This is a genomic window from Streptomyces sp. NPDC107581, assembly GCF_055657175.1.
In genome coordinates, this window is sequence record NZ_JBVKBH010000019.1 from 175,320 (window position 1) to 201,153 (window position 25,834).

General features: G+C 71.9%; 22 protein-coding genes and 1 pseudogene. 10 read left to right on the forward strand and 13 right to left on the reverse strand.

All coding sequences use genetic code 11. The features are described 5' to 3' along the window. Nucleotides 1–38 precede the first annotated feature (38 nt). Nucleotides 39–1,025, forward strand: a complete 987-nt coding sequence (locus ACZ7P3_RS36730) for an alpha/beta fold hydrolase (RefSeq protein WP_472088433.1) — start codon at nucleotides 39–41, stop codon at nucleotides 1,023–1,025. Between the two features lie 36 nt (nucleotides 1,026–1,061). Here the strand turns inward: ACZ7P3_RS36730 and ACZ7P3_RS36735 are convergent, their stop codons facing one another. From ACZ7P3_RS36735 to ACZ7P3_RS36745, 3 genes are all read right to left on the reverse strand, one after another. Continuing rightward, entirely contained in the window at nucleotides 1,062–2,054 is a 993-nt protein-coding gene (locus ACZ7P3_RS36735; protein WP_472088435.1) for a trypsin-like serine peptidase, read from the reverse strand. 534 nt (nucleotides 2,055–2,588) lie between these two features. Further along, nucleotides 2,589–3,371, reverse strand: a complete 783-nt coding sequence (locus ACZ7P3_RS36740) for a DUF899 domain-containing protein (RefSeq protein ID WP_472088437.1) — start codon at nucleotides 3,369–3,371, stop codon at nucleotides 2,589–2,591. Between the two features lie 143 nt (nucleotides 3,372–3,514). Further along, nucleotides 3,515–4,420, reverse strand: coding sequence for an alpha/beta fold hydrolase (locus tag ACZ7P3_RS36745; RefSeq protein WP_472088439.1), 906 nt, complete (start codon nucleotides 4,418–4,420; stop codon nucleotides 3,515–3,517). A gap of 97 nt (nucleotides 4,421–4,517) precedes the next feature. Between ACZ7P3_RS36745 and ACZ7P3_RS36750 the strand changes: the two genes are divergently transcribed. Next, on the forward strand, nucleotides 4,518–4,928 hold the full coding sequence (locus ACZ7P3_RS36750) for a winged helix-turn-helix transcriptional regulator (protein ID WP_472088441.1): 411 nt from the start codon (nucleotides 4,518–4,520) through the stop codon (nucleotides 4,926–4,928). A gap of 44 nt (nucleotides 4,929–4,972) precedes the next feature. Here the strand turns inward: ACZ7P3_RS36750 and ACZ7P3_RS36755 are convergent, their stop codons facing one another. The 3 genes from ACZ7P3_RS36755 to ACZ7P3_RS36765 form a co-directional block, all read right to left on the reverse strand. Continuing rightward, complete coding sequence (locus ACZ7P3_RS36755) at nucleotides 4,973–5,704, reverse strand: esterase/lipase family protein (RefSeq protein ID WP_472088443.1); 732 nt, start codon at nucleotides 5,702–5,704, stop codon at nucleotides 4,973–4,975. 235 nt (nucleotides 5,705–5,939) lie between these two features. Then, nucleotides 5,940–7,520, reverse strand: a complete 1,581-nt coding sequence (locus ACZ7P3_RS36760) for a hypothetical protein (protein ID WP_472088444.1) — start codon at nucleotides 7,518–7,520, stop codon at nucleotides 5,940–5,942. Between the two features lie 276 nt (nucleotides 7,521–7,796). Continuing rightward, nucleotides 7,797–8,999 carry a serine/threonine-protein kinase gene (locus tag ACZ7P3_RS36765; RefSeq protein WP_472088445.1) on the reverse strand — a complete coding sequence of 401 codons (1,203 nt, stop codon included), beginning with the start codon at nucleotides 8,997–8,999 and terminating at the stop codon, nucleotides 7,797–7,799. 277 nt (nucleotides 9,000–9,276) lie between these two features. Here ACZ7P3_RS36765 and ACZ7P3_RS36770 point away from each other — a divergent pair, with 277 nt between their 5' ends. Beyond that, nucleotides 9,277–10,035, forward strand: a complete 759-nt coding sequence (locus ACZ7P3_RS36770) for an IclR family transcriptional regulator (RefSeq protein WP_472088447.1) — start codon at nucleotides 9,277–9,279, stop codon at nucleotides 10,033–10,035. Between the two features lie 116 nt (nucleotides 10,036–10,151). Continuing rightward, nucleotides 10,152–11,267 (forward strand): annotated as a pseudogene (locus ACZ7P3_RS36775) (PP2C family protein-serine/threonine phosphatase); the annotation flags it as partial. A 593-nt stretch (nucleotides 11,268–11,860) separates the two neighbouring features. On the opposite strand, the gene ACZ7P3_RS36780 reads toward ACZ7P3_RS36775, so the two are convergent. Beyond that, entirely contained in the window at nucleotides 11,861–12,286 is a 426-nt protein-coding gene (locus ACZ7P3_RS36780) for an ATP-binding protein (RefSeq protein ID WP_472088448.1), read from the reverse strand. Nucleotides 12,287–12,481: 195 nt separating this feature from the next. Here ACZ7P3_RS36780 and ACZ7P3_RS36785 point away from each other — a divergent pair, with 195 nt between their 5' ends. After that, entirely contained in the window at nucleotides 12,482–13,249 is a 768-nt protein-coding gene (locus tag ACZ7P3_RS36785) for an IclR family transcriptional regulator (protein WP_472088450.1), read from the forward strand. Between the two features lie 44 nt (nucleotides 13,250–13,293). Further along, on the forward strand, nucleotides 13,294–14,805 hold the full coding sequence (gene glpK / locus ACZ7P3_RS36790) for a glycerol kinase GlpK (RefSeq protein ID WP_472088451.1): 1,512 nt from the start codon (nucleotides 13,294–13,296) through the stop codon (nucleotides 14,803–14,805). 28 nt (nucleotides 14,806–14,833) lie between these two features. Here the strand turns inward: glpK and ACZ7P3_RS36795 are convergent, their stop codons facing one another. Then, on the reverse strand, nucleotides 14,834–15,652 hold the full coding sequence (locus ACZ7P3_RS36795) for a CAP domain-containing protein (RefSeq protein ID WP_472088453.1): 819 nt from the start codon (nucleotides 15,650–15,652) through the stop codon (nucleotides 14,834–14,836). A gap of 642 nt (nucleotides 15,653–16,294) precedes the next feature. Here ACZ7P3_RS36795 and ACZ7P3_RS36800 point away from each other — a divergent pair. Beyond that, a complete protein-coding gene (locus tag ACZ7P3_RS36800; RefSeq protein WP_472088454.1) occupies nucleotides 16,295–16,768 on the forward strand; it encodes a nuclear transport factor 2 family protein in 474 nt (157 codons plus the stop codon). A 69-nt stretch (nucleotides 16,769–16,837) separates the two neighbouring features. Here ACZ7P3_RS36800 and ACZ7P3_RS36805 read toward each other — a convergent pair whose 3' ends face one another. Continuing rightward, nucleotides 16,838–18,142, reverse strand: a complete 1,305-nt coding sequence (locus ACZ7P3_RS36805) for an MFS transporter (protein ID WP_472088455.1) — start codon at nucleotides 18,140–18,142, stop codon at nucleotides 16,838–16,840. A gap of 57 nt (nucleotides 18,143–18,199) precedes the next feature. On the opposite strand from ACZ7P3_RS36805, the gene ACZ7P3_RS36810 reads away from it, so the two are divergent. Further along, nucleotides 18,200–19,183: an ArsR/SmtB family transcription factor gene (locus ACZ7P3_RS36810; protein WP_472088456.1), complete on the forward strand. Its 984-nt coding sequence runs from the start codon at nucleotides 18,200–18,202 to the stop codon at nucleotides 19,181–19,183. 294 nt (nucleotides 19,184–19,477) lie between these two features. Further along, nucleotides 19,478–21,124: a sigma-70 family RNA polymerase sigma factor gene (locus tag ACZ7P3_RS36815; protein WP_472088458.1), complete on the forward strand. Its 1,647-nt coding sequence runs from the start codon at nucleotides 19,478–19,480 to the stop codon at nucleotides 21,122–21,124. Nucleotides 21,125–21,225: 101 nt separating this feature from the next. On the opposite strand, the gene ACZ7P3_RS36820 is transcribed toward ACZ7P3_RS36815, so the two are convergent. The 4 genes from ACZ7P3_RS36820 to ACZ7P3_RS36835 form a co-directional block, all read right to left on the reverse strand. Then, nucleotides 21,226–22,263, reverse strand: coding sequence for a polyprenyl synthetase family protein (locus tag ACZ7P3_RS36820; RefSeq protein ID WP_472088459.1), 1,038 nt, complete (start codon nucleotides 22,261–22,263; stop codon nucleotides 21,226–21,228). A gap of 133 nt (nucleotides 22,264–22,396) precedes the next feature. Further along, nucleotides 22,397–23,395 carry a type I glyceraldehyde-3-phosphate dehydrogenase gene (gene gap, locus ACZ7P3_RS36825; RefSeq protein WP_472088461.1) on the reverse strand — a complete coding sequence of 333 codons (999 nt, stop codon included), beginning with the start codon at nucleotides 23,393–23,395 and terminating at the stop codon, nucleotides 22,397–22,399. A 109-nt stretch (nucleotides 23,396–23,504) separates the two neighbouring features. Beyond that, on the reverse strand, nucleotides 23,505–24,461 hold the full coding sequence (locus ACZ7P3_RS36830) for a GlxA family transcriptional regulator (protein ID WP_472088463.1): 957 nt from the start codon (nucleotides 24,459–24,461) through the stop codon (nucleotides 23,505–23,507). A 97-nt stretch (nucleotides 24,462–24,558) separates the two neighbouring features. Next, complete coding sequence (locus ACZ7P3_RS36835; protein ID WP_472088465.1) at nucleotides 24,559–24,984, reverse strand: Rossmann-fold NAD(P)-binding domain-containing protein; 426 nt, start codon at nucleotides 24,982–24,984, stop codon at nucleotides 24,559–24,561. Between the two features lie 32 nt (nucleotides 24,985–25,016). Between ACZ7P3_RS36835 and ACZ7P3_RS36840 the strand changes: the two genes are divergently transcribed. Next, a complete protein-coding gene (locus ACZ7P3_RS36840) occupies nucleotides 25,017–25,562 on the forward strand; it encodes a TetR family transcriptional regulator (RefSeq protein WP_472088467.1) in 546 nt (181 codons plus the stop codon). Nucleotides 25,563–25,834 lie beyond the last annotated feature (272 nt).

Consider the following 25,834-nt stretch of genomic DNA (forward strand, 5'->3'; position numbering starts at 1 on the left):
CGCACTCGGCACACGGCAGCTCGAACCCAGGAGGACCCATGCCGCACCCCGCCCATGCCGCACACGGCACACACCGCACCGTCCCCTCTCCCGCCGGCCGCATCCACCTGGTCGAGGAGGGCACGGGACCTCTGGTCCTGCTGGTGCACGGCTTCCCCGAGTCCTGGTACTCCTGGCGTCACCAGCTGCCGGTGCTCGCCGCGGCCGGGTACCGGGCGGTCGCCGTCGACGTGCGCGGCTACGGCCGTTCCTCCAGGCCCGACAGCGCGGCCGCGTACCGGATGCTCGACCTGGTGGAGGACGCGGTCGCCGTGGTGCACGCCCTGGGTGAGCAGTCCGCGGTGATCGTCGGCCACGACTGGGGCTCGACCATCGCGGCCAACGCCGCTCTGGTCAGGCCTGATGTCTTCCGCGCGGTGGGGCTGCTGAGCGTGCCCTACGCCCCGCGCGGCGGCCCGCGACCCAGCGAGATCTTCGCGCAGATGGGCGGGGACCAGGAGTTCTACGTCTCCTACTTCCAGGAGTCCGGCCGTGCCGAAGCCGAGATCGAACCCGATGTCCGCGGCTGGCTCGCCGGCTTCTACGCCGCCCTGTCGGCCGACACCATGCCCGCACCCGGAGCGCCGGACCCGCACTTCGCGTCGCGCGGCGGCACACTGCGCGAACGCTTCCCGGCCGGCCCGCTTCCCGGCTGGCTCAGCGAGGACGACCTGGACGTCTACGCCGCGGAGTTCGAGCGCACCGGTATGACCGGGGCCCTCAACCGCTACCGAAACATGGACCGGGACTGGGAGGACCTCGCCGACTGCGACGGCGCCCCCATCACCCAGCCGTCCCTGTTCATCGGCGGTGCCTCGGACGCCTCCACCACCTGGATGGCGGACGCGATCAAGGCGTACCCGACCACCCTGCCCGGCCTGGTCTCCTCCCACGTTCTCGACGGGTGCGGGCACTGGGTCCAGCAGGAGTGCCGTGACGAGGTCAACAGGCTGCTGACCACCTGGCTCGCCTCCCTGCCCGTCTGACCGACGTCCACGAGTCCGGGGACGCCGCCCCGGCGCCTACGAGCCGGTGGCGGCGGACGGCCCCGCGGGCGGCGCGTTGCTGATCGCGGCGCGGTACAGGGCCTGGGTGGCGGCGCCGAAGCGGGCGCTGTAGGAGACCTGCGGCGTGTTGCCGCCGGTGTGGTAGCCGCCGATCACTCCGATGACGGCCCAGCCGCCCGGCCACGGCACGAGCATGGGGCCGCCGCTCGTGCCGCCCACGAACGCGTCGCAGGCGATGCGCGGGAAGGTTCCCGGGTCGGCGGGGTCGTCGCTCGCCCACCGGGTGGTCCAGCTCCAGCACTCCAGCGGTTTCTCCGCTCCGCCCGGGTAGCCGATCATCCGTACGGGTGCGTGGAAGTAGCCCGTTCCGGTGAGCAGGTGCACGCCACCGACCGCGTCCTGGAGCCGAGTTCCGTCCTGGTTGGGCTCGGTGAGCGCGAAGGCGAAGTCGTACTCGGCGCCCGCGTGCTCGCCGAGGTCGTAGTACTCCTGCGAGACGTAGACGCCGTCGGTCCGCACCGGGAAGATTCCGAAGGGTTTGAGGGTGTCGTGGTACTGCGGGACGAATCCGAGGTGCCGGCGCGGAGAGGTGCCGGCGTAGCCCTTCAGACAGTGCCCGGCGCTGAGGACCAGGTCGCGGCCGGGGCTGCGGACGACGGAGCCGCTGCACGTACGGCCGGTGCCCGTGGCGTCCGTCCAGAAGAAGGTGCCGGCCTGCGGGATGCCGTCGAAACTCCGGCTCGGCGGGATGTACTCGCCCGGCCGGGGCCCGTCCACCGTGGGCGGGACGGCACGTGCCGGCGTGCCGGCCTCGGCTCCCTTCATGAGGTCGGCGGGCCGGGCAGCCGCCATACGGGCCGGGGTCCAGTACGCGTCGAGCCGGACGGCGGCCGGGTTCGAGCCGGCCGCAGCGCTGTCGGCGGAGGCCCTGGTGGCGAGTCCGGCGCAGGGCAGAAGAGCTGCCGCGAAGACCGCACCGTACCGGAGGATCCTGGCTCCGAGCACCATCAGTTCCCCTCACCGCAGACACAAGTGACGGCTCACCATAGGCCCGTGGCCACTGCGGCAGAAGTGCCTGCCACTGTTTTCGGCGAGTCCGCCGGGAACCGGGCCGCTGAGGCGATCGCGGCGGAGGACGGTGGGGCAACGGGGTGTCGGCGCGCGTGTCTGTGAACTGGGCCGTCGGGCAGGGCGGTTGCCGAACTGTCAGGCGGCGGCGCTCCAGATCATGGCTGCGTGGGGGAGGGGGTGGGCGGGTCTCGTAGTCGTATTCGTATTCGTAGCGCGAGGCGGTGGGGGCGGTGGCGTTTCGGTCGGACGGGCGAAGGGCCTCGACCTTCCGGACGTACCGCCCAACGGCCGAGCGCGCGGGCGGACCGTCGCATCGTGCGGACTTCCGCATCGCGCGGACTTCCGCATCGCGCGGAGCCTCGCATCGCGCGGAGCCTCGCATCGCGCGGACCCCGCATCGCGCGGAGCCCGCAACGTGCGGAGGTTCCGCCCGGCACCTGACCCTGTGCCGGCGTCGTCGACGACTTCGCGTCAGTGGTGGTGGCCGCGCCGGCCGAGGGTCTCCACGGAGGTCGCGCCGGGGCGGGTCCACTGCGGCACGGGGCGGCTGGTCGGGCCCCAGGTGGCGTTCCCGTCCGCGTCGGAGCGCCAGGACCAGCACGGGCTGCCCCCCTCGGGCCGGCCTTCGGGGTTGTCCTCCCATGCCTCGCCGCGGCCGTAGGGGGTCATGTCGAGCAGACCGAGGGACCCGTTGACCCGCTCGTTCCCGCGGCCCGTCGTGGAGTAGGTGAGGAACACGCGGTCGCCGTCGCGCAGGAAGCAGGTGAGGTGACCCATGTTGCCGCCGACCGGCGCGTCCACGTCGCGCACCGAGTACCAGGGCTGGGTGTAGCCCATGAACTCGATGTAGGAGGCCACCTCGTCCCAGCGGCCCGTGGTCAGGACGGCGAACGAGACGCCGCGGGCATTCAGGTAGACGGCGTCCCGCAGGTGCCAGGCCGTGGTGGTGCAGCCCTCGCACTGTCCCTGGTGCGGCGCGCCGTCGTACCACATGTGCTTGTAGACCACGAGCTCGTCGCGGCCCTGGAACAGGTCCAGGAACGGGACCGGGCCGTCGGGCCCGACGACCTCGACCGTGCCGTCGAACTCCACCATCGGCAGCCGGCGGCGGGCCGCGGCCAGGGCGTCGCCCTCGCGGGTGTGGGCCTTCTCGCGGACCAGCAGCTCGTCACGGGCCGCCTGCCAGGTGGCCGGGTCGACGACCGGCGGCCGGCCGGGCAGCGCGGTGGTCGGGTCACTCGGCGTGGTCGACATGGTGTCCTCCGTGATGTCTCGTGCCGGGCACCGTCGTACGGCGTCCTACGACGGTCACCGGAACAGACTCGCGATCCGGCCGAAACTCATCGCGGCAGGAGGCCCTCGGCCGAGCCTGTGCCGACCGCGTCGGACCGGCAGGTTCACCGTCGCGTTCTCGGTGTCCGCCCTTCGGATCGGGCCAGGAAGGGGAGGAGGAGGGCCGACAGTGCTTCGGGCCGGTCGAGTGGGATGATGTGTCCGCAGTCCTCCAGGACGTGCGCCTCCAGACGGTCGGCGTGCGGGCGCAGTTGGCGTTCGAGTGCGCGGCCCACCGGATACGCGCCGATCGCCATCGCGGGGACGGCCAGACGCGCCGATTCGACGGCCGTCCGGATCTGCCGGCCGGTGACGTCCAGTGCCCGGTACGGCCCGAACGCGCCGCGCAGCGCGTCCTTGCCGGCGTAGGCGCGGACGATCGAGGCGCGGATGTCCTGCCGCACCCCGCGCCCCAGCGTGCCGCGGTCGAGGAACCAGCCGACGTACGTCTCCTCCTGGCCCACGAGGACGGACTCCGCCAGGTCGGGTTCGGAGTGGAAGCCGAACCACCACGGCGGGCCGTCGGCGAGGAACTCCTCGGCACCGGGCAGGCCGCCCAGCAGCGACTCCATGACCACCAGCCGGCGTACGAGATCCGGTCTGCGCATGGCCAGCAGGAAGGCGGGCGGGGTGCCGACGTCGATGCCCACCACGGACGCGGAGGCGACACCGAGCGCTTCCAGCAGGCCCTCGGCGTCTGCTGCCAGCGTCCCCGCGTCGTACCCCGTCGCCGGCCGGTCGCTGGCACCGAAGCCACGCAGATCCGGGGCGATCACCCGGTACCGTGCGGCCAGTTCGCCGATGACATGGGTCCAGATCCGCCACGTGTGCGGAAAGCCGTGCAACAGCAGGACGGCGGGGCCCTGTCCGGCCGTCGCCACGTTCAGTGCCACACCGCCCACCGTGACGCGGCACAGCTCGACGCCGGGAGGAGGGTGGTCGGCGGGCGAGGGGTTGCTCGTTGCGGTCATGCGCGCTCCCATGACTAACCAAAGGTGACAACACAACCGTAGGTAAGTAGTCTGGGCTGTCCTAGACCGCACTTTGCCCTCAGGTGGTGAGTTCCAGGTGACTGTCCCGGCCACAGGCGCGACGGGCGCCTCCGACGGCCGTCGGGGCGACCTGTTCGATCCCCGGTGCCCCACGCGCCGGCTCCTCGACCGGATCGGTACGAAATGGACGTCGATGGCGGTCAAGGTGCTGGCGGAGGCGTCCCCGCAGGAGGTGCGCTTCGGCGAGCTGCAGCGCCGGATGCCCGGGGTCTCCCAGAAGATGCTCTCCGTGACGCTGCAGAACCTGACGCGTGACGGCTTGGCCGCACGCCGGGTCGAGCCGTCTGTTCCGCCCCGCGTGCACTACCGGCTCACCGAACTGGGCCTCTCCCTGGAGGCCGCGCTGGCCGTGGTCCGTGGCTGGGCGGAGGAGCACATGGCCGAGATCGACCGCGCGAACGAATCGAGCCGGGGCCAGGAGCCCTGACGCCTGCTCGACCAGCCCGCCGTGGATCGCTCACGGGGCGGCCCTCAGCCGCGCAGAAAGGCCCGCAGCTGCTGGGAGACGGTGTCGTCGGTGAGCAGGTCGTTGTGGGCCAGGCAGCCCGCCGGGTGATTGTCGGCCCCGTTCAGGAGCACGCTGCTGTCCGGGTCGACGATCTCGTCGCAGTCCGACCACCAGGTGGCGTAGCGCACGTCGCCGGGTGTCTCGTCGCCCTGGGCCAAGCGGGTCTGCACATACGACCCGGGTGTCATGTCCCGGCACGCCTGCGACCACAGGGCGCAGGCCCAGGCCACGCCGGTGCCGTGGTTGGGGCCGGCGAGCGACACCCAGTGGTCCACGGTCGCGGTGCCGCCGCCGTACTTGATGTACCACCGGGTGACGAGACTGCCGAAGGAGTGGGCCACGATGTCGACCTTGCGGGCACCGGTGCCGGCCAGCACCTGGTCGACGTAGGCGGCGAAGCGGCCGGAGAGGGTCTCGTTGACGGACTGGCTGGTGTCGTAACCCCAGGCGAACACGTCCCCTTCGGTGTATCCGGACGCCAGGAGATCGGTCCGGAGCGAGCCCCACACACCAGGGTCCGCGTTGTAGCCGTGAACGAGGATGACCGGCGTGACCCCGGTGCCCGCGTTCGTCGCCCGCGCTGCCGCGGCATCGGGCCCCGCGTCCGTCGGCCGCGCTGCCGCGGCAGCGGGCGTGACCGTGCAGAGCAGCAGGGCGAGGGTGCACAGCAGGGCTCGGGCATGCAGGCGTACCACTGGGCCTCCTGGCGGCTCGTCAGTTCTCACGGTGGGCACATGATGAGGGCGCCGGACGGAAATGAACATCCCGCCGGCCCGGTGGTGCGGAGGCCGACGCCGGCCCGGCGGCGCGGAGACCGACGTATGCCCGGCGGTGCGGAGACCGACGCCGCGGGGACCGAGTGCCCCGCACCGGTGGGCGGACCGGTGCGGAGCATCATCGCGGCCGTGGGGCCGGCCGGTGTCGTGGGGCTCAGTCGCTGTCGTGGACGGCGGCGAGTCCGTTGAACACGCCGATGTAGGCGGTGCCGTCGGGGCCGATGGTGATGGGGGCCCAGTTGTTGTCGTAGCCGATGCCGGTGCCGACGAGCTGCTTGTACCGGGTGCGTCCGGTGCGGAAGTCGACGGCGGTCAGATACCAGGCGTCGATGCCGAGCGGGTTCGGGTCCTTCGTGTACAGGTACAGCAGGCCGTTGCCGGTGGACAGCTTCGGCACCGTGGACGGCGACCGCTCGCCGCTCTCCCACACGGTCTTGCAGCCGCTGCCGTCCTCATTGACGTCGATCCGGGTGACACCGCCGACGACGCTGCGCCCGAAGGTCAGCGAGGTGATGTTCTCGTAGCCGTAGTTGTTCTCCACGATCAGGCTGTTTCCCCAGCTGATCAGGGAGTTGTCGGTGGTCGAGGCGCCGGAGCCGAAGACGGGGACCTCGCAGACCAGGCGGCGGCCGGCGGGGACGCCGGCGCCGCGCCGGTACACGAGGACGTGCATGCGGTCATCGGCGTTGTCCGTGATGGCGACGTACTTGCCGCCGTCGCCGAAGATGTCCGGCGTGGTCCCGGAACCCTGGTCGACGGAACCGGGCTTGGTGCCGGTGCCCCGGTCGTACGTCTCCCGCCACAGCACCTGGGGCGTGCCGTCGGCCGTGGCGGTGAAGTCGTACAGCGCGTGGTCGGAGACGATCGCCATGCCGTCCTCGGCGACGGAGAAGGAGTTCTGTATCTCCTCGCCGGGCAGCTGGACGGAGCGGACGGCGCCGGTGGCGGGATCGACCGTGCCGACGCGGCCCTGCCGGGTGACCCACCAGATCCGGCCCGTCCAGTCGGGCATGACCGAGGTGACGGGGTCGCAGGTTCCGCTGGGGTGCAGATTGGTCCAGGTGACGCAGTCGTGCGGGACGTGCGCGGTCAGGTCCCAGTCGTCGGTGAGGGTGAACTCCCAGCTGCCGTCCGGCTTCTGCCGGTGCGCCAGCCGCAACAGGTGCTGGCGGGAGTCGGCGAGGACCAGCCGGTCCTGGTCGTCGAGGTAGGAGTAGGCGCCGCCGGAGGTGTCCTTGAAGATCCGGGAGAAGTCCAGGCGGGTGATCGCCTCCACGGTGGACGGCCGTTGCGGCAGCTTGTACTCGGCCAGCGTCGCCAGGGTGTGCGGGTCGAGCAGCTTGACCAGGAAGCCCGTGAACGTACCGCACACGGTGACGATCCGCCCGTCCCGGTCGAAGGTGACGTTGGCGCATTCCCCGCCGAGCAGCGCCATCCGCTCGCTGCTCACCCGGGGGCGGTTGCCGAGCGGGCCGCTCCACGGGTAGGTGGCGCTGCCCCACGCGTCGGCGTGCATGCCGCTGCGCCCGTTGGCCGCAAGGTACGGATGCTGCGGGGGCTGCTCACCGGGGACGGGCTGCGCGGGTGCCGGGGCGCCGTCGTAGGCGTCGACCAGCCGGTGCCCGGGGGCCTCGGGGATGGGGTCCGCCTGCGCGGGCGTCGGTCCGGTGACGGCTGTGGCCGCCGCCAGGGCAAGGGTGACGGCCAGCGCACGGCTGAGTGTCCTGCGGGACATGCGGCTCCTCGGATGCGTACGACAGTGGTCGCGCCGCCCGAGACCATAGGAGCAGCCCATGGAGGAGTCCATGGAAACGTGAGGATTGTTCATGATTCCGAAATGGCAAGCACGCGGACATGGCCGCCCGCCATGTGACCGACCCGCCATATGACCGAGGGGCCGCATGGGACTTCCTGAGCCGACCGGGCCGAGGTGCTGTCCGTCCCGGGTCGAGGTGCTGGGCACCCTGGGCCGGCCGAAGTCTTGGGCACCCCGGGCCCGGGCCGCGGGGACTCAGTCCTCTCCGTGGTCCTCTCCGTGCCTGCCCCGCTCCCTCTCCCTGCCCTGCCGATGGCGCTCCTCGGAGTGCCCCTGCGGGTCACCGTCCTCGCGGTGCTCCGCCGGTCGGGAGGAGGCGGCCGCCGACGGTACGTCGGACAGCGGAGACCCCTCGACGGGCGTCGAGCCGGACGGGGCGGGGGAGGACGGTGTGCCGTCGGAGGAGTTCAGGTTCGCGCCGACGGCCGCAGCCGCCGCGAACAGCAGCACGCCCGCCCCGCCCAGCACGGCCTGCGTGGCCCGGCCCCGGTTTCTCCCCCGGGAGCGTGCGCCCCGCCGGCCGCCGACGGCCCGGTGGGCGGGCGGCGCCGGCGGTGCGGGCGGCGCCACCGGGATGTCCTGCGGCGGGTTCTCGTACCGGGTTCCGGCCAGCCAGGCGGCAGCCCGTTCCGCGGTGGGGCGCTGCGCGGGGTCCTTGGCCAGCATGCCGAGGACGAAACCTGCCAGGGGGCTCGGTATGCCGGCGCGCAGGTGGGAGGGCGGGACGGGCGCGGCGTCCACGTGCTGCTGTACCACCGCGAGGGTGTTCGCACCGCGGAACGGCGGTCGGCCGGTGAGCAGTTCGTACAGCACGCAGCCCAGGGAGTAGATGTCCGAGGCCGGCTGCGCGGGGCGGCCGAGGGCGCGTTCGGGAGCCAGGTAGTCGGCGGTGCCGAGGACCTTCCCGGTGGCCGTGAGCGTACCGGCACCGTCGTCGGCGAAGCGGGCGATACCGAAGTCGGTGATCTTCACGGTGCGGTCGGAGGTCAGCATCACGTTGGCCGGTTTGACGTCCCGGTGGACCACGCCCTGGGCGTGTGCGGCCGACAGCCCCGCCGCCATCTGCGCCGTGACGGCCGCCGCCTCGTGCGCCGGCAGGGTGCCGCGCAGGGAGCGCTCCTGGGCCAGGGTCCAGCCGTCGATCAGCTCCATCACCAGGTAGAGCCGGCCGTGGTGGGAGCCGAAGTCGTACACGCCGACCACATGGGGGTGGTGGAGACGGCCCGCCGTCTGCGCCTCCAGACGGAAGCGCTCCGTGTCCACCGCGTCCTCCGTACGCAGGAGCTTCACCGCCACCGCGCGATCCAGGGTGCGGTCCGTGGCCCGCCACACTTCACCCATGGCGCCGCGCCCCAGCGGCTCGTCCAAGTGGTAGCGGTCCGCCAGAAGCAGTCCCACGTGCGTCCCTTCACCTTCGACGACAAGCTGCGCCGTGCCGCCCGATGACCGGCAGGGCGGGCGCAAGGGCGGCGCTACAAGATCACCTTATCGAAGGGAGGCATGTGCACGAGCCTGCACCGGGCGGGCGCATGTGTGTCGACCGGGCACGGGCCGGGGCGGGACCGGGCGCCGGGAGCATCGGCAGGGCCCGGCCCGGGCGGCTCGGCGAAACCGCCTGCTGAGCCGCGGCCCGCCTTGCCTTGCCTGGGCCGGATGCCAGGGGCACGCTGGGCCTATGAGCGCTCCCGACGGACCCACGCTCATCACATCCGTCCAGCGGGCCTTCCGCCTGCTGGAGGCGGTGAGCGCGCATGTGAACGGCGCGCCGGCCAAGCAGCTGGCACGGGAGACGGGCCTGCCTCTGGCCACCGCGTACCACCTGCTGCGGACACTGGTCCACGACGGGTACGTGCGGAAGCTGGACGACGGCGGCTTCGTCCTGGGCGACAAGGTGCAGACGTTGCACGGCGCGGGCGGCACCCAGGTCCTGCTCAGCAGGGTCCGTCCGGCGCTCGCCGCGCTGCGGGACGAGCTCGCTGCCGCTACCTACCTCACCTTCTACGAGGAGGGCGAGATCAGGGTCGCCGAGATCGTCGACGGCCCTCGCGCGCCCCGGGTCGATCTGTGGGTGGGGTTCGAGGACGCCGGGCACGCCACCGCGCTGGGCAAGTCCGTGCTGCGCGAGCTGGACGAGGCCTCCCGGCGGGACTACCTGTCCCGGCACCACCTGGCCGATCTCACGCCGCGCACCATCACCAGTCTCGCGGAACTGCTCCGGAGGCTGGAGTCCGACCCCATGGCCCCGGCCGTCACCGACCTCGAGGAGTACGCCCTCGGCACGGTGTGCGTCGCGGTGCCCGTCTATCGCGGCGACACGCTCGGCTCGCTCGGCGTCTCCGTGCCGTCGGAGCGGCTCCACCGGATCCCGGAGATCCGGGAGCGACTGATCCCGATCGCGAACCGTGTGACCAGGAGCCTCTCGCTCACTATCTGAAATCCCTCTCCTTGAGGAGACCGCGCCCAGCCGCTTTCCTGGATTAATCGGACATGTCGGGAGTGGCACTGCGTAGCGACGGTGGCACTGCGCAGAGATGGGGATATTCGACGATCATGAGTCATTCCCGAGACCGTACTGGCGGTCACCGGCCGAAGCGGCCGTACCGGAACCGAGTCACCGGCCGCGTCGCCGCGCAGGCGGCCACCGGGATGCGTGTGCTGCCGGTGCTGATCGTCGCCGGGATCGTGCTCGTCGACCTCGTCGGCGGCGCCGGGACGATCTGGCTGCCGCTGCTGGCGGCCGGGCCCGCGCTGGCCGCCACCACCAACGGGCCCCGGGGTGTTCTCTGCGTCGGTCTTCTCGCCACGCTGCTCGGTGCGGTGCTGGGAACCAGGCACGGGGTCCCGGGCGGCGAGCTGGCGGCCGTCCTGTCGGCTCCGATGGCCGTCACCCTGGCCAGCGGCCTGGCCGGCGCGCTGCGGGACCGGCGGGAGCGGGTGCTCGCCGCCGTCCGCTCGGTCGCGGAGGCGGCCCAGCACGCGCTGCTCCAGCCCGTCCCGGAGACCGTCGGCCCGTTCCAGGTCGCGGTCCGCTACAGCGCAGCGGCTGCGGAGGCCCGTATCGGCGGGGACCTCTACGCCCTGGTGCCCACCCCGCACGGGATCAGGCTGATCGTCGGCGATGTGCGCGGCAAGGGGCTGCCGGCCGTGGGGACCGCCGCACTCGTCCTCGGTGTCTTCCGCGAGGCTGCCTACGACGAGCCCGATCTGCTCGCCGTCGTGGAGCGGATCGAGCGGAGTCTGGCGCGCAACCTCGGGCCCGACGACTTCGTCACCGCCGTGGTCGCCGGATACGCACGGACGGGCGAGCTGGAGGTGGTCAACTGCGGACATGCGCCTCCGCTGCTCATCTCCGCCTCCGGGCGCGTCGTGGCCGTGGAGCCCACCCATCCCGCCCCGCCCCTCGGACTGCGTGCCCTCGCGGCCGAGGGACCCCGTCTCCAGCGGCTGTCCTTCGCCGAGGGGGACCAGCTGCTGCTCTACACCGACGGGGTCATCGAGGCCCGCGATCACGCCCGCGAGTTCTACCCGCTGGTCGAGGGGGTGGCGCGCCACGTCTGCGATGAGCCGGCACGTACGCTCACCGGGCTCCATGACGAGCTGCAGGCGCATGTGGGCGGCCGGCTGCACGACGACGCGGCGCTGCTGCTGCTCCGCCGGCAGACCGCGGAGGGGCCGGCCGGGGCTGATCCGGCGGACCCGGCCGGCCTCGAGCCGGAGGCACACGCACCGGCTGGGCCGCAGTCGCTCTCCGATGCCGGCCACGAAGCCGCGTCCGTGGTGTCCCGTTCCCGGTCCGTGGCCGTGGGCCGGGCCGGTGGAGGCCGGACCGGCCAGGGGACCGGAACCCCGGCGAATCCGGGGCGGTCCAGCTCCTTCCGCATGCCGGGGGAGCGCTTCCGACGGCCCGGCGACCGCCTCCGTCGCCTTCTGCCTGACCGTCCCTGACGGGCCTCGGCAGCACGGTTGCCCGCCCGGGCCGGCCTGACCTCTGCCCCGCCCGGCCTGATATCTGCCTGACCCGGCCTGGCTACTGCCTGACGCGGCCCGGTCGGGCGCCGCCGGCGGGAGTCTGCGGTGTCGTACCTGACGGATCCGGTGGAAGCGTGCTCTGTCGGGGGGAGTGTGGTGCGTGCGGTGCCGGGCGGTGACGAGTGTGGTGCGTGCTGTGCGGGCGGTGATGAGTGTGGTGCGTGCTGTGCGGGCGGTGATGAGTGTGGTGCGTGCTGTGTCGGGCGGTGACGAGTGCGATGCGTGACGTGTCAGGCGGCGACGAGTTCGGCCCATCGCGTGAATCCGGTGCGGCGGATGTGGATGCCGTGCGAGTCGGCCAGCGCGTGGACGATCTCCTCGCCCCGGCCGTGCTCGTCCGGGTCGATCGCCGTGCACGGGTGTCCCGCCGGGAAGGCGGGTCCCCCGTCGGTGACCTCGATGCGCAGGGTGCCCAGCCCGTCGCGCCGCACCCACGACAGTCTCAGGACCGTCGGAGGCAGGGCGTGCACGATCGCGTTGGTCAGCAGTTCCGACACCACCAGCAGGGCGTCGTCGACGATGTCCGGGCACACGTTCCAGTCGGCGAGGACCGCCCGCGCGCGTCGGCGTGCGGCCGAGACGGCGCCGGCGACGGGCGGCATGGGACAGACGTCCTCGCGAGCCTCCCGAAGCAGCGTGTTGAGCTGTACCGCCATCTTGACTCCTGGGGGTGAGCGCCGCCGGTGAGGCGCCGGGCCTCGGCTCATGTGCCGGGCTGTCAAGCACGTTAGGAAGCCCCTTCGGGTCGGTCAATGAATCGTGGTCGGCATTACCGAACGCGGATGCCCTTCGCCGCCCCGGCAACGCCTTCCAACGGAGCAAAACGCCCATGCCGGATATAGGCTCGCCTCATGGCCGGCCCAGTCCAGTCGATCGAACGGGCGGCGGCAATCCTGCGTCTGCTCGCCGGCGGGCCCCGCCGACTCGGCCTCGGCGAGGTGGCGTCCTCGCTCGGGCTGGCGAAGGGAACCGCCCACGGCATCCTGCGCACACTCCAGCACGTGGACTTCGTCGAGCAGGACGCGGCAACCGGAAAGTACCAGCTCGGGGCCGCCCTGCTGCACCTGGGCACCAGTTATCTCGACGTCAACGAGCTGCGGTCGCGCTCCATCAACTGGGCCGACGCCCTGGCCGCCCGGAGCGGGGAAGCGGTCCGCCTGGGCACCCCCCTGGAAGGCAGGGTGCTGGTCGTCCACCACGTGTTCCGGCCCGACGACTCGCTTCAGACCCTGGACGTGGGCGCGCTGCTGCCCCTGCACGCCTCTTCGCTCGGCAAGGTGCTGCTGGCCTATGGGACCGCTCCCCTCGACGAGGTCCTGGACACGGGGCTGGAGACGTACACCCGGCACACGCTGGCCTCTCCGGAGCGGCTCACCCAGGCGCTCGCCGAGGTCAGGGAGGTCGGATGGGCGGCCGAGGTCCAGGAAATGAGCATGGGCGAGGCCGGGCTCGCCGCGCCGATCCGCGGCCATGGCGGCCTCGTCGTCGGCGCCATCGGCCTGTCCGGCCCCGTCGAGAGGATCTGCGACAGCCAAGGCCGGCCCAGACCGAGTCTGATCACCCTGATCCGTGAGGCCGCACGGGCGATCTCCAGAGACCTGGGCGCCGCGCGCTGGTAGGCCCCTCCCCGCCCCTCGACCCATCGGAAGGAGGACCCGTTCATATGGTTGAGCGATATGTCATGTCCATCGATCAGGGCACCAACTCCACCCGATGCATCCTGTTCGACCACGGCGGACGGCTGGTGTCGGTCGCCCAGCGGGAACACCAGCAGCATTTCCCCAGACCCGGATGGGTCGAGCACGACGCCGTGGAGATATGGCACAACCTGCAACGGGTCATACCCGAGGCCCTGTCCGGCGCGAACCTCGCCGCGGACCAGGTCGCCGCCGCCGGTGTGGCCAACCAGCGCGAGACGACGGTGCTCTGGGACCCGAGCACGGGCGCGCCCCTGGGCAGGGCGATCGTCTGGCAGGACACCCGCACGGCGCCGCTGGTCGAGGATCTCAGGCAGCGGCCCGGAGAGGAGTTCTTCCTGGAGCGGTGCGGCCTGCCGCCCTCGACCTACTTCTCGGCTCTGCGGATCCGCTGGCTGTTCGACCACGTCAAGGGGCTGGAACAGCGCGCGAAGGACGGCGAGGTGCTGTTCGGCACCATCGAGAGCTGGCTGATCTGGAACCTCACCGGGGGAGCCGAGGGCGGCCTGCACATCACCGACCCCACCAACGCCAGCCGCACCATGCTGATGAACATCCACACGCGCGCCTGGGACGAGGAGCTGCTGGCTTTCTTCGGCGTGCCCCGTCCGATGCTGCCCGAGATCAGGTCGTCCGCCGAGACCTACGGCGAGGCCCGCACGCCCGTGCCGGGCCTGCGCATCGCGGCCGCTCTCGGCGACCAGCAGGCCGCCCTCTTCGGCCAGACCTGCTTCTCCCCGGGCGAGGCGAAGTGCACGTACGGGACGGGCAGCTTTCTGCTGCTCAACACCGGCACCGATGTCGTACGGTCCCGGCACGGACTCCTGACGACCGTCGCCTACCAGATCGGGGACCAGCAAGCGATCTACGCCCTGGAGGGGTCGATAGCCGTCACCGGCTCACTGGTCCAGTGGTTCCGCGACCGCCTGGGACTGATCAGCAGTGCCCCGGAGATCGAGACCCTCGCGCGGACGGTCGAGGACAACGGAGGGTGCTACATCGTTCCCGCCTTCTCCGGACTGTTCGCGCCCCGCTGGCGCAGCGACGCACGCGGCGTCATCGTCGGCCTCACCTCCTACATCACCAGCGGTCACCTGGCCCGGGCCGTGCTGGAGGCCACCGGCTGGCAGACGCGCGAGGTCGTCGACGCGATGAACGCCGACTCCTCGGTCACGCTCAGGGAGCTGAAGGTGGACGGCGGCATGACGGCGGACAACCTGCTGATGCAGTTCGTGGCCGATGTGCTCGATGTGCCCGTGGTGCGGCCCATGGTCGCCGAGACGGTCTCCCTGGGCGCCGCCTACGCCGCCGGGCTGGCCGCCGGATACTGGCCGGACCTGGAAGTCCTGCGCCGCAACTGGCACCCGGCGGCCCGGTGGCTCCCGGACATGGACCCCGCCCGGCGGTCGTCGGAGTACGACAACTGGCAGCGAGCCGTCGAGCGGTCCCTGGGGTGGATCAAGCCCCCCGAGTCCTGACCCGAGGGGGCGATCTCAGGAGGTTGTCCTACCGGGCGGTTCCGAAGTCCTGGGTCCAGTAGCTGTCGGGCTGTGCGAGACCGACGCCGATCTCCTTGAACGAGCAGTTGAGGATGTTGGCCCGGTGGCCGGGGCTGGCCATCCAGCCCGCCATGACCTGCTCGGCGGTGCCATAGCCGTAGGCGACGTTCTCGCCGTAGGTGCTCCAGGTGTAGCCGGCCCGGGTGATCCGGTCACCGGGGTCGGACCCGTCGGAGCCGGTGTGCGACATGTTCTGGTGGGCCGCCATGTCCTGGCTGTGCGCCTGCGCCACCTTGGTCAGGGTCGCGTTCAGGGTCAGGGCGGAGCAGCCGACCTTCGCCCGCTCTGCGTTGACGAGCTGCACGATGCGAGCGGCGACCCCGGACGCGGTGGAGGTGGGCTTGGGCGCGCTCGGTGCGGCGGGGGTGGCCTTGGGAGCGCTCGGTGCCGCGGTCGTCGCGGTGGCGGTGGGCTTGGGGGCGCCGGTGGACGGGCTGGACTTGGGCTTTGCCGGCTCGGCGGTCTTCGGAGTGCTCGGAGCTGCGCTCGGAGTCTTCGACGTCACCGGAGCGGGCTCGGCGGGCTTGTGGTGCTTCCTGTGATGACCCCGGTGGTGATGCTCCTTGAGGGCCTCCCACGAGTGATCGCCGGGGAGCGCGTTCCGCCAGGCCGTGGCCGCGTCCGTCACCGCGGGGTCGGGCTGCTGCTCCCCGGTGTCCGGCCAGTTCGCGCAGGCCATGGCGGCGGACGGTATGCCCACGGCACCCATGGCGACCGCGGCTATGACCATCCGCCGGTAGTGCTGCTTCTTGCGATGCTTTGCCATGCGTGACCTCACCCGGTAGTCGCCGAGCCCCATGTGCGGCCGGCTCTGCGCGGACCCCGCTTCTGAGCTGCGGAGACGCTGTGCGGGTCGTCATTGTTAGGACGGCTTCAAAGGGAGCGCAAAGAGCCTGCGTACTACTGTGCCTAGTAGACCTGGGAAACGCTTGTCATGAACTGTGGAGCGTGCCGGTCCGGTGCCGGCCTCCCGGCCCCTGTGCTGACGCCCCGCCAGAAGCCGTTCCAGTCTCGGAGAACGGGTGACGTCCCAGCATGGCCGGAGTGCCCCCGGGGCTGAGGCGATCGGCACCCATGCCAAGCCGGACAAATCCCATATGTCGAGAGAGCGGCATCTACTATCAGGTGCGCCTAGATCGCACGGTGGCGTGACGGATGTCACGGAACCAAAGCGTCCGCCGGTGTCATGGCCTGCGCGGCAGCGGGTGGGCGGCACCTTCTGCCCGGTGGTCGGACCCGAGTGCGACGGCGAGGGGCGCTGTGGCCGATCGCCCGACATCCATCGAGGGCCCTTGCATGGAGAACGTACGTTCTCTAGGGTGATGCGTATTGCGAGAACGCTCGTTCTCATTCTGGTGCAAGGGACTCGCCGGACCTGGGGTCCGCAGTCCGAGGGAGTTGAGCCGACATGACCGACGCCACCCGCCCGCCGGTGCCGCCGTTCACCCGGGAGACCGCGATCGAGAAGGTCCGCCTGGCCGAGGACGCGTGGAACACCCGCGACCCGCACAAGGTCTCGCTGGGCTACACCGTGGACTCCCGGTGGCGCAACCGCGCCGAGTTCGCCACCGGCCGCGAAGAGATCGTCGCGCTGCTCACCCGCAAGTGGAACACCGAGCTCGACTACCGGCTCGTCAAGGAGCTGTGGGCCCACGACGGCAACCGCATCGCGGTGCGCTTCGCCTACGAGCACCACGACGACGCCGGGAACTGGTACCGCTCCTACGGGAACGAGAACTGGGAGTTCGACGAGCACGGGCTGATGCACACCCGCCACGCCTCGATCAACACCCTCCCGATCGCCGAGTCGGACCGGGCGTACTTCTGGCCGCTGGGCCGCCGTCCCGACGACCACCCCGGCCTCAGCGACCTCGGCTTCTGAGGACACCGCCCCTCAGGACGCACCGCCGCGGGGGCCGGAGCGCGGCGCCTCGGTCCCCCGGCGGGCGCCTCAGGCCGATTCGCCCCGCCAGGCGCCGTCCCGCTGCGCCCAGCGCACGGCAGGTGCCATGGCGAGGCCGGCCACGGCGAACACCACACCGAGCACCGCCCAGCCCGGTGTGCCGTGGGCGATCGCGGTGACCGTGACCAGGGCGGGTCCGGCCATCATCCCGGCCGACATGCCCGCGCCGAACACGCCCTGGTAGACGCCGTGCGCACGGGCGTCGGCGAGTTCGTAGCCGAGGGTCCAGCCGCCGGCCGCCGACAGCACCTCGGCGAAGACCTGCACCACCGCTCCGGCGGTCAGCGACAGCACCGCCCACACGGGGGACAGGCCCGCGGACACGGCGTACACCGCGCAGGACGCCGCCAGGAGCAGCCCCGACCAGCCCATCGCCCGTACCGCGCCGGGGACTCGGGAGGCCCGGCGGGCGACCCGCACCTGAAGGAGCGCCACCAGCACACAGTTCACGATCATCAGCAGGGCCGCGGTCCAGCGCGGCGCCTCGGTCCGCTCCACGATCCACAGCGGCAGTCCGACCTCGGCGAGCGTGTACTGCACGACCAGCACCGCGTTGAGCGCGGTCACCGCCAGGAACGGCAGGTCACGCACCGCCCGCCAGCGATCCTGGGCCGGAGCGTCGGCGCGCGGGGCCGCGCGCTCGCCCACATGCGGCGCCAGCGGCAGCCGAGGCACCAGCAGCGCCGGACCCGCGGAGGAGAGCGCGTTCAGCAGGATCACCGTCAAGTACGCGCCCCGCGAGTCCAGTTGCAGCGCGACCGCGCCCACCGCTCCGCCCATCCCCATCGCAACGTTCGTCACCATCCGCAGATACGCCCGTGCCTCCACCCGGGTGGCGGCCGGCAGCACGTCGGCGTACAACGCGCCCTGGACCGCGCGGCTCGCCGCCTGCAACCCGGTCGCGCAGATCACCGCGACGAGGAACCCGGCGTACGAGTGCACCATGGCGTACGCCGCCATGGCGACGCCCGTGCCGCCCCACAGCAGCGCGCCGACCCGCCGGGCGCCCCACCGGTCCGCGGCCCGCCCGGCCGGTATCCCGGCGGCCACGCCGACCAGACCCGCGACCGTCAGCCCGAGCCCGACCGCGGTCGCGTCGAGGCCGACGATGCGGGTGAAGTACAGGACACCGAGCGGGAAGTAGAGCCCGTTGCCGAGGGAGTTCACGGCGGTCAGCACGGTGGCGAGCCGCAGTGCCGGGTCGGCCGGCAGCAGCCCGCCGGCCCGGGTGGCGCGCTCCGGCTCGGGGCTGCCGTCCTGGTCGGAGGCGTGTGAGACTGGTGTCGTGGTCATGCCTGACAGCAAAACCGGTGTCTGCTCACGTCCGACAATGATTTAGCGTAGTGCTCAATGATCGAGTTCCGCTTCGCGGTCGGTGACCTCGCCACCACCTCCTTCGCCTACTCTCCTTTGCAGGAGGCGGTGTTCTCGCTGCGCTGTCTGCACGACCCCGCCCGGTATCCGCACCACCGGCCGTGGCTGCGCCGCATCCACCCGCGTCTGGAGAGCCTCGATCATGAGCTGCTCACCGCTCTGATCGCTCCGTGGCTGTGGGTGCCCGACTTCCTCAGCCCGCGCCCGGTGCGCGCCCGGCCGGTCTTCGCCGACGAACTCGACCAGGTCCGCCGCACCCCGCCGAACGTCGTCATCGCCGACTTCCATGCCACATACCGCACCGGCGACGCGCTCCCACCGGTCGTCGTGCGGGGTCTGGCGGACCCGGCCGGCCTCCTCGCCCGGCTCGCCGACGCCCTCGACGCCTACTGGCACACCTGCCTGAGCGACGGCTGGTGGCCACGCGTGCACAGCATCCTGGAGGCCGATCTGGCCCACCAGGCACGGGTGCTGGCGGAACACGGGGCGGCGGCCCTCTTCTCCGGGCTCGACCCGCGGCTGGTGTGGAGCGGCGACCAGCTGCGGCTGACCCGTACCGGCGACACGGCTCCCTGGCCGTCGGCCGACATCCGCATCGCGGGACGCGGTCTGGTGCTGATGCCGACGCTCTTCGCCCGCGGCGCCCAGACGGTCCTCGACTCGACACGCCCGCCGATGCTCATCTATCCGGCGCGCGGCCGTGCCACCCTCTCCGAGGCGCCGCCGCCGGTCACCGACCGCGCCCTGATACGGCTCCTCGGCCGCCCCCGCGCCCGCCTGCTGGGCCTGCTGGCCGAACCGGCCTCCACGACCGAACTCGCCCACCGCCTGGACGTCACCCCCGGCGCGGTCAGCCAGCACCTGGCCGTCCTCTACGACGCCGGCCTGCTCAGCCGCACCCGCAACGGCCGCACCGTCCGGTACCGGAGGACGGCCCTGGGCGACGAACTGTGCCGCTAGAGCCCGTCCGTCCTGCTCGACTTGGAACAGATGGTCTTCCTCGACCGAGACATGACCGTTTCTCCCGATTCGGGCCTCGGGGCGGCGGGGCACGGGCCTGCCTCACGGGTCCTCCGGGGCGGCGCCCGCCTCCGGTTTCCTCCCCCTGCTGTGACGTCCCCCCTTGCGACGGCGGGGCCGGTACGACGAACCTCTCACGGAACGAGTGTCCGAATAACCGTTATCCGGGACCTGCTCAGCGGTCTCCCAGGTATCGGACAGCACAGTTCGGCATCGAGGACAGGGAAGCTTTTGATGAGCACACAGCACACGGTGGAGTCGGCGGCACTGGTGACCGCTGCCCGAGCGGGTGACCCGCAGGCCCAGGACGCCCTGGTCAGTGCGTACCTCCCGCTGGTCTACAACATCGTGGGACGTGCGTTGAACGGCTCGGTCGATGTCGACGACGTGGTGCAGGACACCATGCTCCGTGCCCTGGACGCGCTGGACGGTCTGCGCACTCCCGAGAGCTTCCGCTCATGGCTCGTGGCCATCGCGATGAACCAGGTCCGGGCGCACTGGCAGGACCGGCAGTCCCCCGCGGCCGCCGTCGAGGAAGCCGAGGATCTCGCCGATCCGGGCGCGGACTTCGTGGACCTGACCATCGTGCAGCTGCAACTGTCCGGCCAGCGCCAGGAGACCGCACGCGCGACACGCTGGCTGGAGCCGGAGGACCGAGGCCTGCTCTCGCTGTGGTGGCTCGAGTGCGCCGGAGAACTGACCCGCGGTGAGGTCGCCTCGGCCCTGGAACTGTCGCCTCAGCACACCGCGGTCCGGGTGCAGCGGATGAAGGCGCAGCTGGAGGCGGCCCGCGTGGTGGTACGGGCGCTCGACGCGCAGCCGCCCTGCGAGGAACTGCGGGGCGTGCTGGCCTCCTGGGACGGCCGCCCCTCGGCGCTGTGGCGCAAGCGAATAGCCCGGCACGCCCGCGGCTGTGTGCGCTGCTCCGGACTGTGGAGCGGGCTGATGCCCGCGGAGGGACTGCTGGCCGGACTGGCGCTGGTCGCGGTGTCGACCGCGCTGCTGGCCAGGACGGGTCCTGCCACGGGCGGGACGGCGATGGCCGGCGCGGCGTTCCGTGCGGACGCGTCCGCAGACCACGCCGGCACGGGTCCGGCGGCCGGGCACCGGACCGCGCGGGGCCGGACGGCCTCCCGGGGCGAGGCCCGCCGGCGCCGGCGCATCCGCCGCCGGGCCGTCGGCGGCGCCGTCGTGGCGGCCTGCGTTGCGGGCGGCGGCCTCTGGTACTTCGGAACGGACGGCGGCGGGGCCGGGAACGACGGGGCGACCGCCGCACGGGCCGCCGGCGACCCCGTCGTCGACCTCTCCGCGTCCCGTGCCGTGGAGACACCGTCCGCCACTCCCTCTGCTTCCACGACACCCTCGCCGTCGGTATCGAAGACGAAGAGCGGTGCCAAGAAGACCCCTGTCCCGGCGAAGAAGAGCGCGTCGGCTCCCGTGCGGTCCGCCCGGCCGGCGCAGACCGCGCCGGCCGCACCGCCGGCACAGCCGGCCCCGTCGGGCACCGTGGCGCAGGTGGTCGCGCTGGTGAACAAGGAGCGGGCGGCCGCCGGGTGCGGACCGCTCACGGAGAACTCCCAGCTGGACAAGGCCGCACAGGGTCACTCCGACGACATGGCCGCCCGGAACTTCTTCGACCACACGAACCCGGACGGCGCCGACCCCGGGCAGCGCATCACCGCCGCGGGGTACCGCTGGTCCACCTACGGGGAGAACATCGCCATGGGGCAGCAGACCCCGCAGGCCGTGATGGACTCCTGGATGAACAGCCCCGGCCACCGTGCCAACATCCTCAACTGCTCGTTCAAGGAGATCGGCGTAGGCGTCCACAAAGGCTCGGGCGGCCCGTGGTGGACCCAGGACTTCGGCGCCAAGCTCTGAGATCTCTTCTCACGCTCTCGGACGGCATGGCGCACGGCGGCCGCCTGACTCCCCGACGAGGACTTCGAGCGGCCGTCCGGATCACGCCACGAGGCTCCCCCTCATCCTCGGCTGACCGGTACCTCGCGGTGACCAGGGAGCCCCCCGCGCAGCAGGCCGTCCGCACCGGTGGGCAGAAGCATGCGGGACGACTGGTCCACGAGGTCCCGCAGAACGCCCGGATACGGCTCGTGGCCGCCGAGTTCGTCCAGAATACGGTGGGCGCGGTCGCGGAACTCGTCGATGTCCTTCTCATAGCGGCGCAGAGCCGCGGGCGCGAGCAGGAAGTCGGTGAGTTCCGCCCGGGCGCACGCGGAGTTTCTCGCGGCGGAATGCAGAGCCATGACACGCTCCGCCGATTCGGGCTCAGCCTCTTCGAGTGCGCAGGCGAACAGATATGTCACGGTGCCGTTCAGAAGGTCCTCGTTGCGGCCGGACAGGATGTCCTCCTGGTCGTTGAAGACCTGCCACAGCACGCCGAACACATCGCCGAACTCACGCCACCGTTCCACACGCCCCTTCTCCGCGCCCGCCAGTTCCGCGGCCATGGCGGTGATCATGCTGAAGGGGGCGCCGGACTTGCCCAGGTACGCCGTTGCCACCGACGTGCGTGTGACCGCGTCCGCCCGTCCGCGCAGGTCTCTCAGCTGCCCCTCGGCCGCGCCCATGCAGCACCGCACGATTTCCGCCGACAGAAGGCCGCGGACCGGCGTCGGTATCCGGTCCGACTGAACGACCAGGAGGGGAAGGGGGGTTCCGGCAATGACGGTGGCCAGGAGCGCCTCGCTCGTGTCGAGGTCACTGCTGTCGCCGGACCCCTGAGAGTCGGCCAGGTCGTCCAGGCAGCAGGCCGCCGTCCACCACAGCTCGTGCACGACAGCCAGCGGAAGTGCCGGTTCGAGGGCTCCCGTCTCGGCGGCGTGGACGATCAACGGCAGGACCGACAAGGGGTACTTGAAGGTGCGGTGCTCCAGGAGTCCGGTGACGACCGTGCGGACCGAGGGCGCGGACCGGCCCAGGAGGGCGAGTGCGGCATGCCGCTCCGCCTCGATCTTCGCGGCCCATCGCCGGTGCAGATCCGTGTACGACACGGCAGTCACGCAAGCTCCCCACCTCTGGAATGCAATCGAGCACCGATTCGATCACTCCGTACGGTGAGGAGCCAGAGCGTTTTTGCGCCACGGACGATCCGCCTGCAGCACCGTCTTTCGCCGCGGGCCCGCCCGGTGTCCGTCAGTTGGTGCCGAGGAGTTCGAGGGTGTCGATCACGCGATTCGAGAAGCCCCACTCGTTGTCGTACCAGGCGACCACCTTGATGTGCCGGCCGTCGACCCGGGTGAGGGCCGAGTCGAAGATGGACGAGGCCGGGTTGCCGGTGATGTCGGAGGAGACGAGCGGGTCGTCCGAGTACTCGAGAACGCCGGCGAGCGGGCCCTCGGCCGCAGCGCGGTACGCCGCCAGCACGTCCTCGCGTGTCACGTCGCGGGCGACGGTCGTGTTGAGTTCGACGATCGAGCCCACCGGAACCGGCACCCGGATCGAGTCGCCCGACAGCCTGCCGTCGAGGTTCGGCAGGACGAGACCGATCGCCTTGGCGGCGCCCGTCGTGGTCGGCACGATGTTGACGGCGGCGGCGCGCGCCCGGCGGGCGTCCCGGTGCGGGCCGTCCTGCAGGTTCTGTTCCTGCGTGTAGGCGTGCACCGTCGTCATGAAGCCGTGCTCGATGCCGGCGAGTTCGTCGAGCACCGCGGCCAGCGGCGCAAGCGCGTTGGTCGTGCACGAGGCGTTGGAGACGATCGTGTGCAGGTCCGGGTCGTACGCGTCGGTGTTCACCCCGAAGGCGAGGGTGACGTCGGCGCCGTCCGACGGTGCGCTGACGAGGACCTTCTTCGCGCCCGCACCGAGGTGCCCGCGGGCGGCCTCGGCCGAGGTGAACCGGCCGGTCGCCTCCAGCACGATGTCCACACCGAGTTCGGCCCACGGCAGCTGCGCCGGTTCGCGCTCGGCGAGCACGGTGATGCGACGGCCGTCCACCACCAGGACGTCCCCTTCGACGGACACCGGCCGGCCGAGCCGCCCGGCCGTCGTGTCGTAGGCGAGCAGCCGTGCCAGAGTGGCGGGCTCCGTGAGGTCGTTGACGGCGACGACCTCAAGAGCGCTGTCGCGTTCGAGCAATGCGCGCAGCACATTGCGTCCGATGCGGCCGAATCCGTTGATGGCGATGCGAGTCATGAGTCCTGTCCCTTCTGTTCGTGACCAGGTTCGCGGGCCGCATCCGCCCCTGACAGCGGCGTGATCGCCACGGTTCGAAAGGATCGCGCCAGGCGTGGCGCGCGGCCGGCTACTCGCCGCGGGTGAAGGTGCGCCGGTATTCGCTCGGCGTGGTGCCGAGGATGCGCTGGAAGTGCAGCCGCAGATTCGCACCGGTGCCGAGACCGACGTCGGCGGCGATCTGCTCGACGCTGCGCTCCGAACGTTCGAGCAGCTCACGTGCCATGTCGACGCGGGCGCGCATGACCCACTGCATCGGCGTGTACCCCGTGTCGTCGGCGAAGCGCCGCGAGAAGGTGCGCGGCGACACCGCCGCGTGCTGGGCGAGCACGTCGAGGGTGAGGGGCTCGTCGAGCCGGTGCAGCGCCCACTCGCGGGTGGCGGCGAACCGCTCACCCAGTGGTTCGGGCACGCTCCGCGGCACGTACTGTGCCTGACCGCCGCTGCGGTAGGGGGCCGCGACCAGACGGCGGGCCGCGTGGTTCGACGTGGCCACCCCGAGATCGCCGCGCAGGATGTGCAGACACAGGTCGATGCCGGAGGCGGCGCCGGCCGATGTCAGCACACTGCCCTCGTCGACGAACAGCACGTTCTCGTCGACCTGGACCAGCGGATGCTTCGCCGCCAGCGCCCGTGCGTAATGCCAGTGCGTCGTGGCGCGCCTGCCGTCGAGCAGACCCGTGGCGGCGAGGGCGAAGGCACCCGTCGAGATGGCGGCCAGCCGTGCGCCCCGGGCATGGGCGGCGAGCAGCGCGTCGATGACGGCGCCCGGCGGGTCCTCGCGGTCGGGAAAGCGGTACCCGGGGACGAAGACGATGTCGGCCCAAGCGAGCGCGTCGAGGCCGTGGGCGACGTGGTACGACAGGCCGTCGCCGCCGGTCACGAGGCCTGGCGCCGCACCGCACACCCGCACCTCGTACGGCATGCTCGCGCGGGTCGTGAACACCTGTGCGGGAATGCCGACATCGAGTGGTTTCGCCCCTTCGAGGACAAGGACGGCGACGCGATGCAGACGAGAGGCGGGCACGGGAGCAGCGTACGTGGCGGTGAGGGGTGCGGCTGCGGTGCGCCGGCCGGTGCGGGAGGCGTGCGGAGCCCCTCGTTCTCCCTGGTCCGGGTGCGGGTCAGCGCGCCGGAGCCAGCGCCGCCTCCAGGACGTCCTCCAGCGGAGTCGGCGGCCGGCCGATGAGGTCGGCGAGCGCGGGGTCCGTCGGCGCGAACTCGCCCCGGCGGCAGGCGGCGAACATCCCGAGGAGCATGTCGGCCTGGGCTCCGGGCACGCCATGGGAGACCAGGTCCTCCCGGTAGCGATCGTCGCTCACGACGACGCGCTTGATGGGACGCCCGGTCAGCTGGGAGGCGATCTGCGCGATGTCGGCGAGGCCGAGGGAACGGGCGCCGGTGAGGGGTGGGGTCGGCCCGTCGAAGCGGCCCTCCTCCGCGAGCGCGATCGCGGCTGCCTCGGCCTGGTCGGCGTGGGCCGTCCAGGAGACCGGGCCGTCCTGCGGCGCGGCCAGTTCGCCCGTCTTCAGGGCGGCGCCGAGCAGCATGGCCGTGGTGGACGCGTAGAAACCGTTGCGCAGTGCGGTTGCTCGACGCGGTCGCGGCCGAGGGCTTCAGGGCCTACCTGGACACCAAGACCACCCGGGAGCCCACCGAGGACCCCGTGGAAGACCTGCGTACCGGCTGGGATGTGCACGTAGGCTTCGGTCTGGCCAACCCTGCTCTGTACCTGGTCATGAACGAGCCGCGCCCCGCTTCGCAGACCCCGCCGGCCGCCCTTGCCGGCGCCGAGCTGCTGGCCGGGCTCATCCGCCGGATCGCCGGGGCGGGCCGCCTGCGCGTCAGCGAGGAGCGCGCCGCCCACCTCGTGCACGCCGCGGGCAGCGGCACCACCCTCACCCTGATCTCCATGCCCGTGGAACGCCGTGACCCGGAGCTGTCCGTCCTGGCCCGGGAGGCGGTGATCGCCGCCATCACCACCGACACGCCGGAGCCTGTCTCTCCCGGTCCGGTCACCGCCGCGGTCGCCCTGCGGGCCGTCCTCCCGCAGACCACCGACCTCACCGACCGGGAGCGCGGCCTGCTGGAGGAATGGCTCGACCGGATCGCCGGTTCGTCGCGCTGACGCCATCGACGCGTCGAGTGCGGATACGACAGGACCGCCGCTTCCTGGGAAGCGGCGGTCCAGCTCGTGTCGATCCCGCTCGGAGCGGGATCCGCTCTTCGAAGGCGGACTCTAGCTACGACGCCCCGAGGGGCCGTGCGCGATCTGGTCCTCGTCGGTGGTGGGCTGGTGGGGGATGGATGCGGGGGTGGTCTCGGTGCTCCGGTCGCCGTGTCCGGGCCACCAGGCGGCGTGGCCGATGAGTGCGGTGAGGCTGGGGGTGAAGAACATGG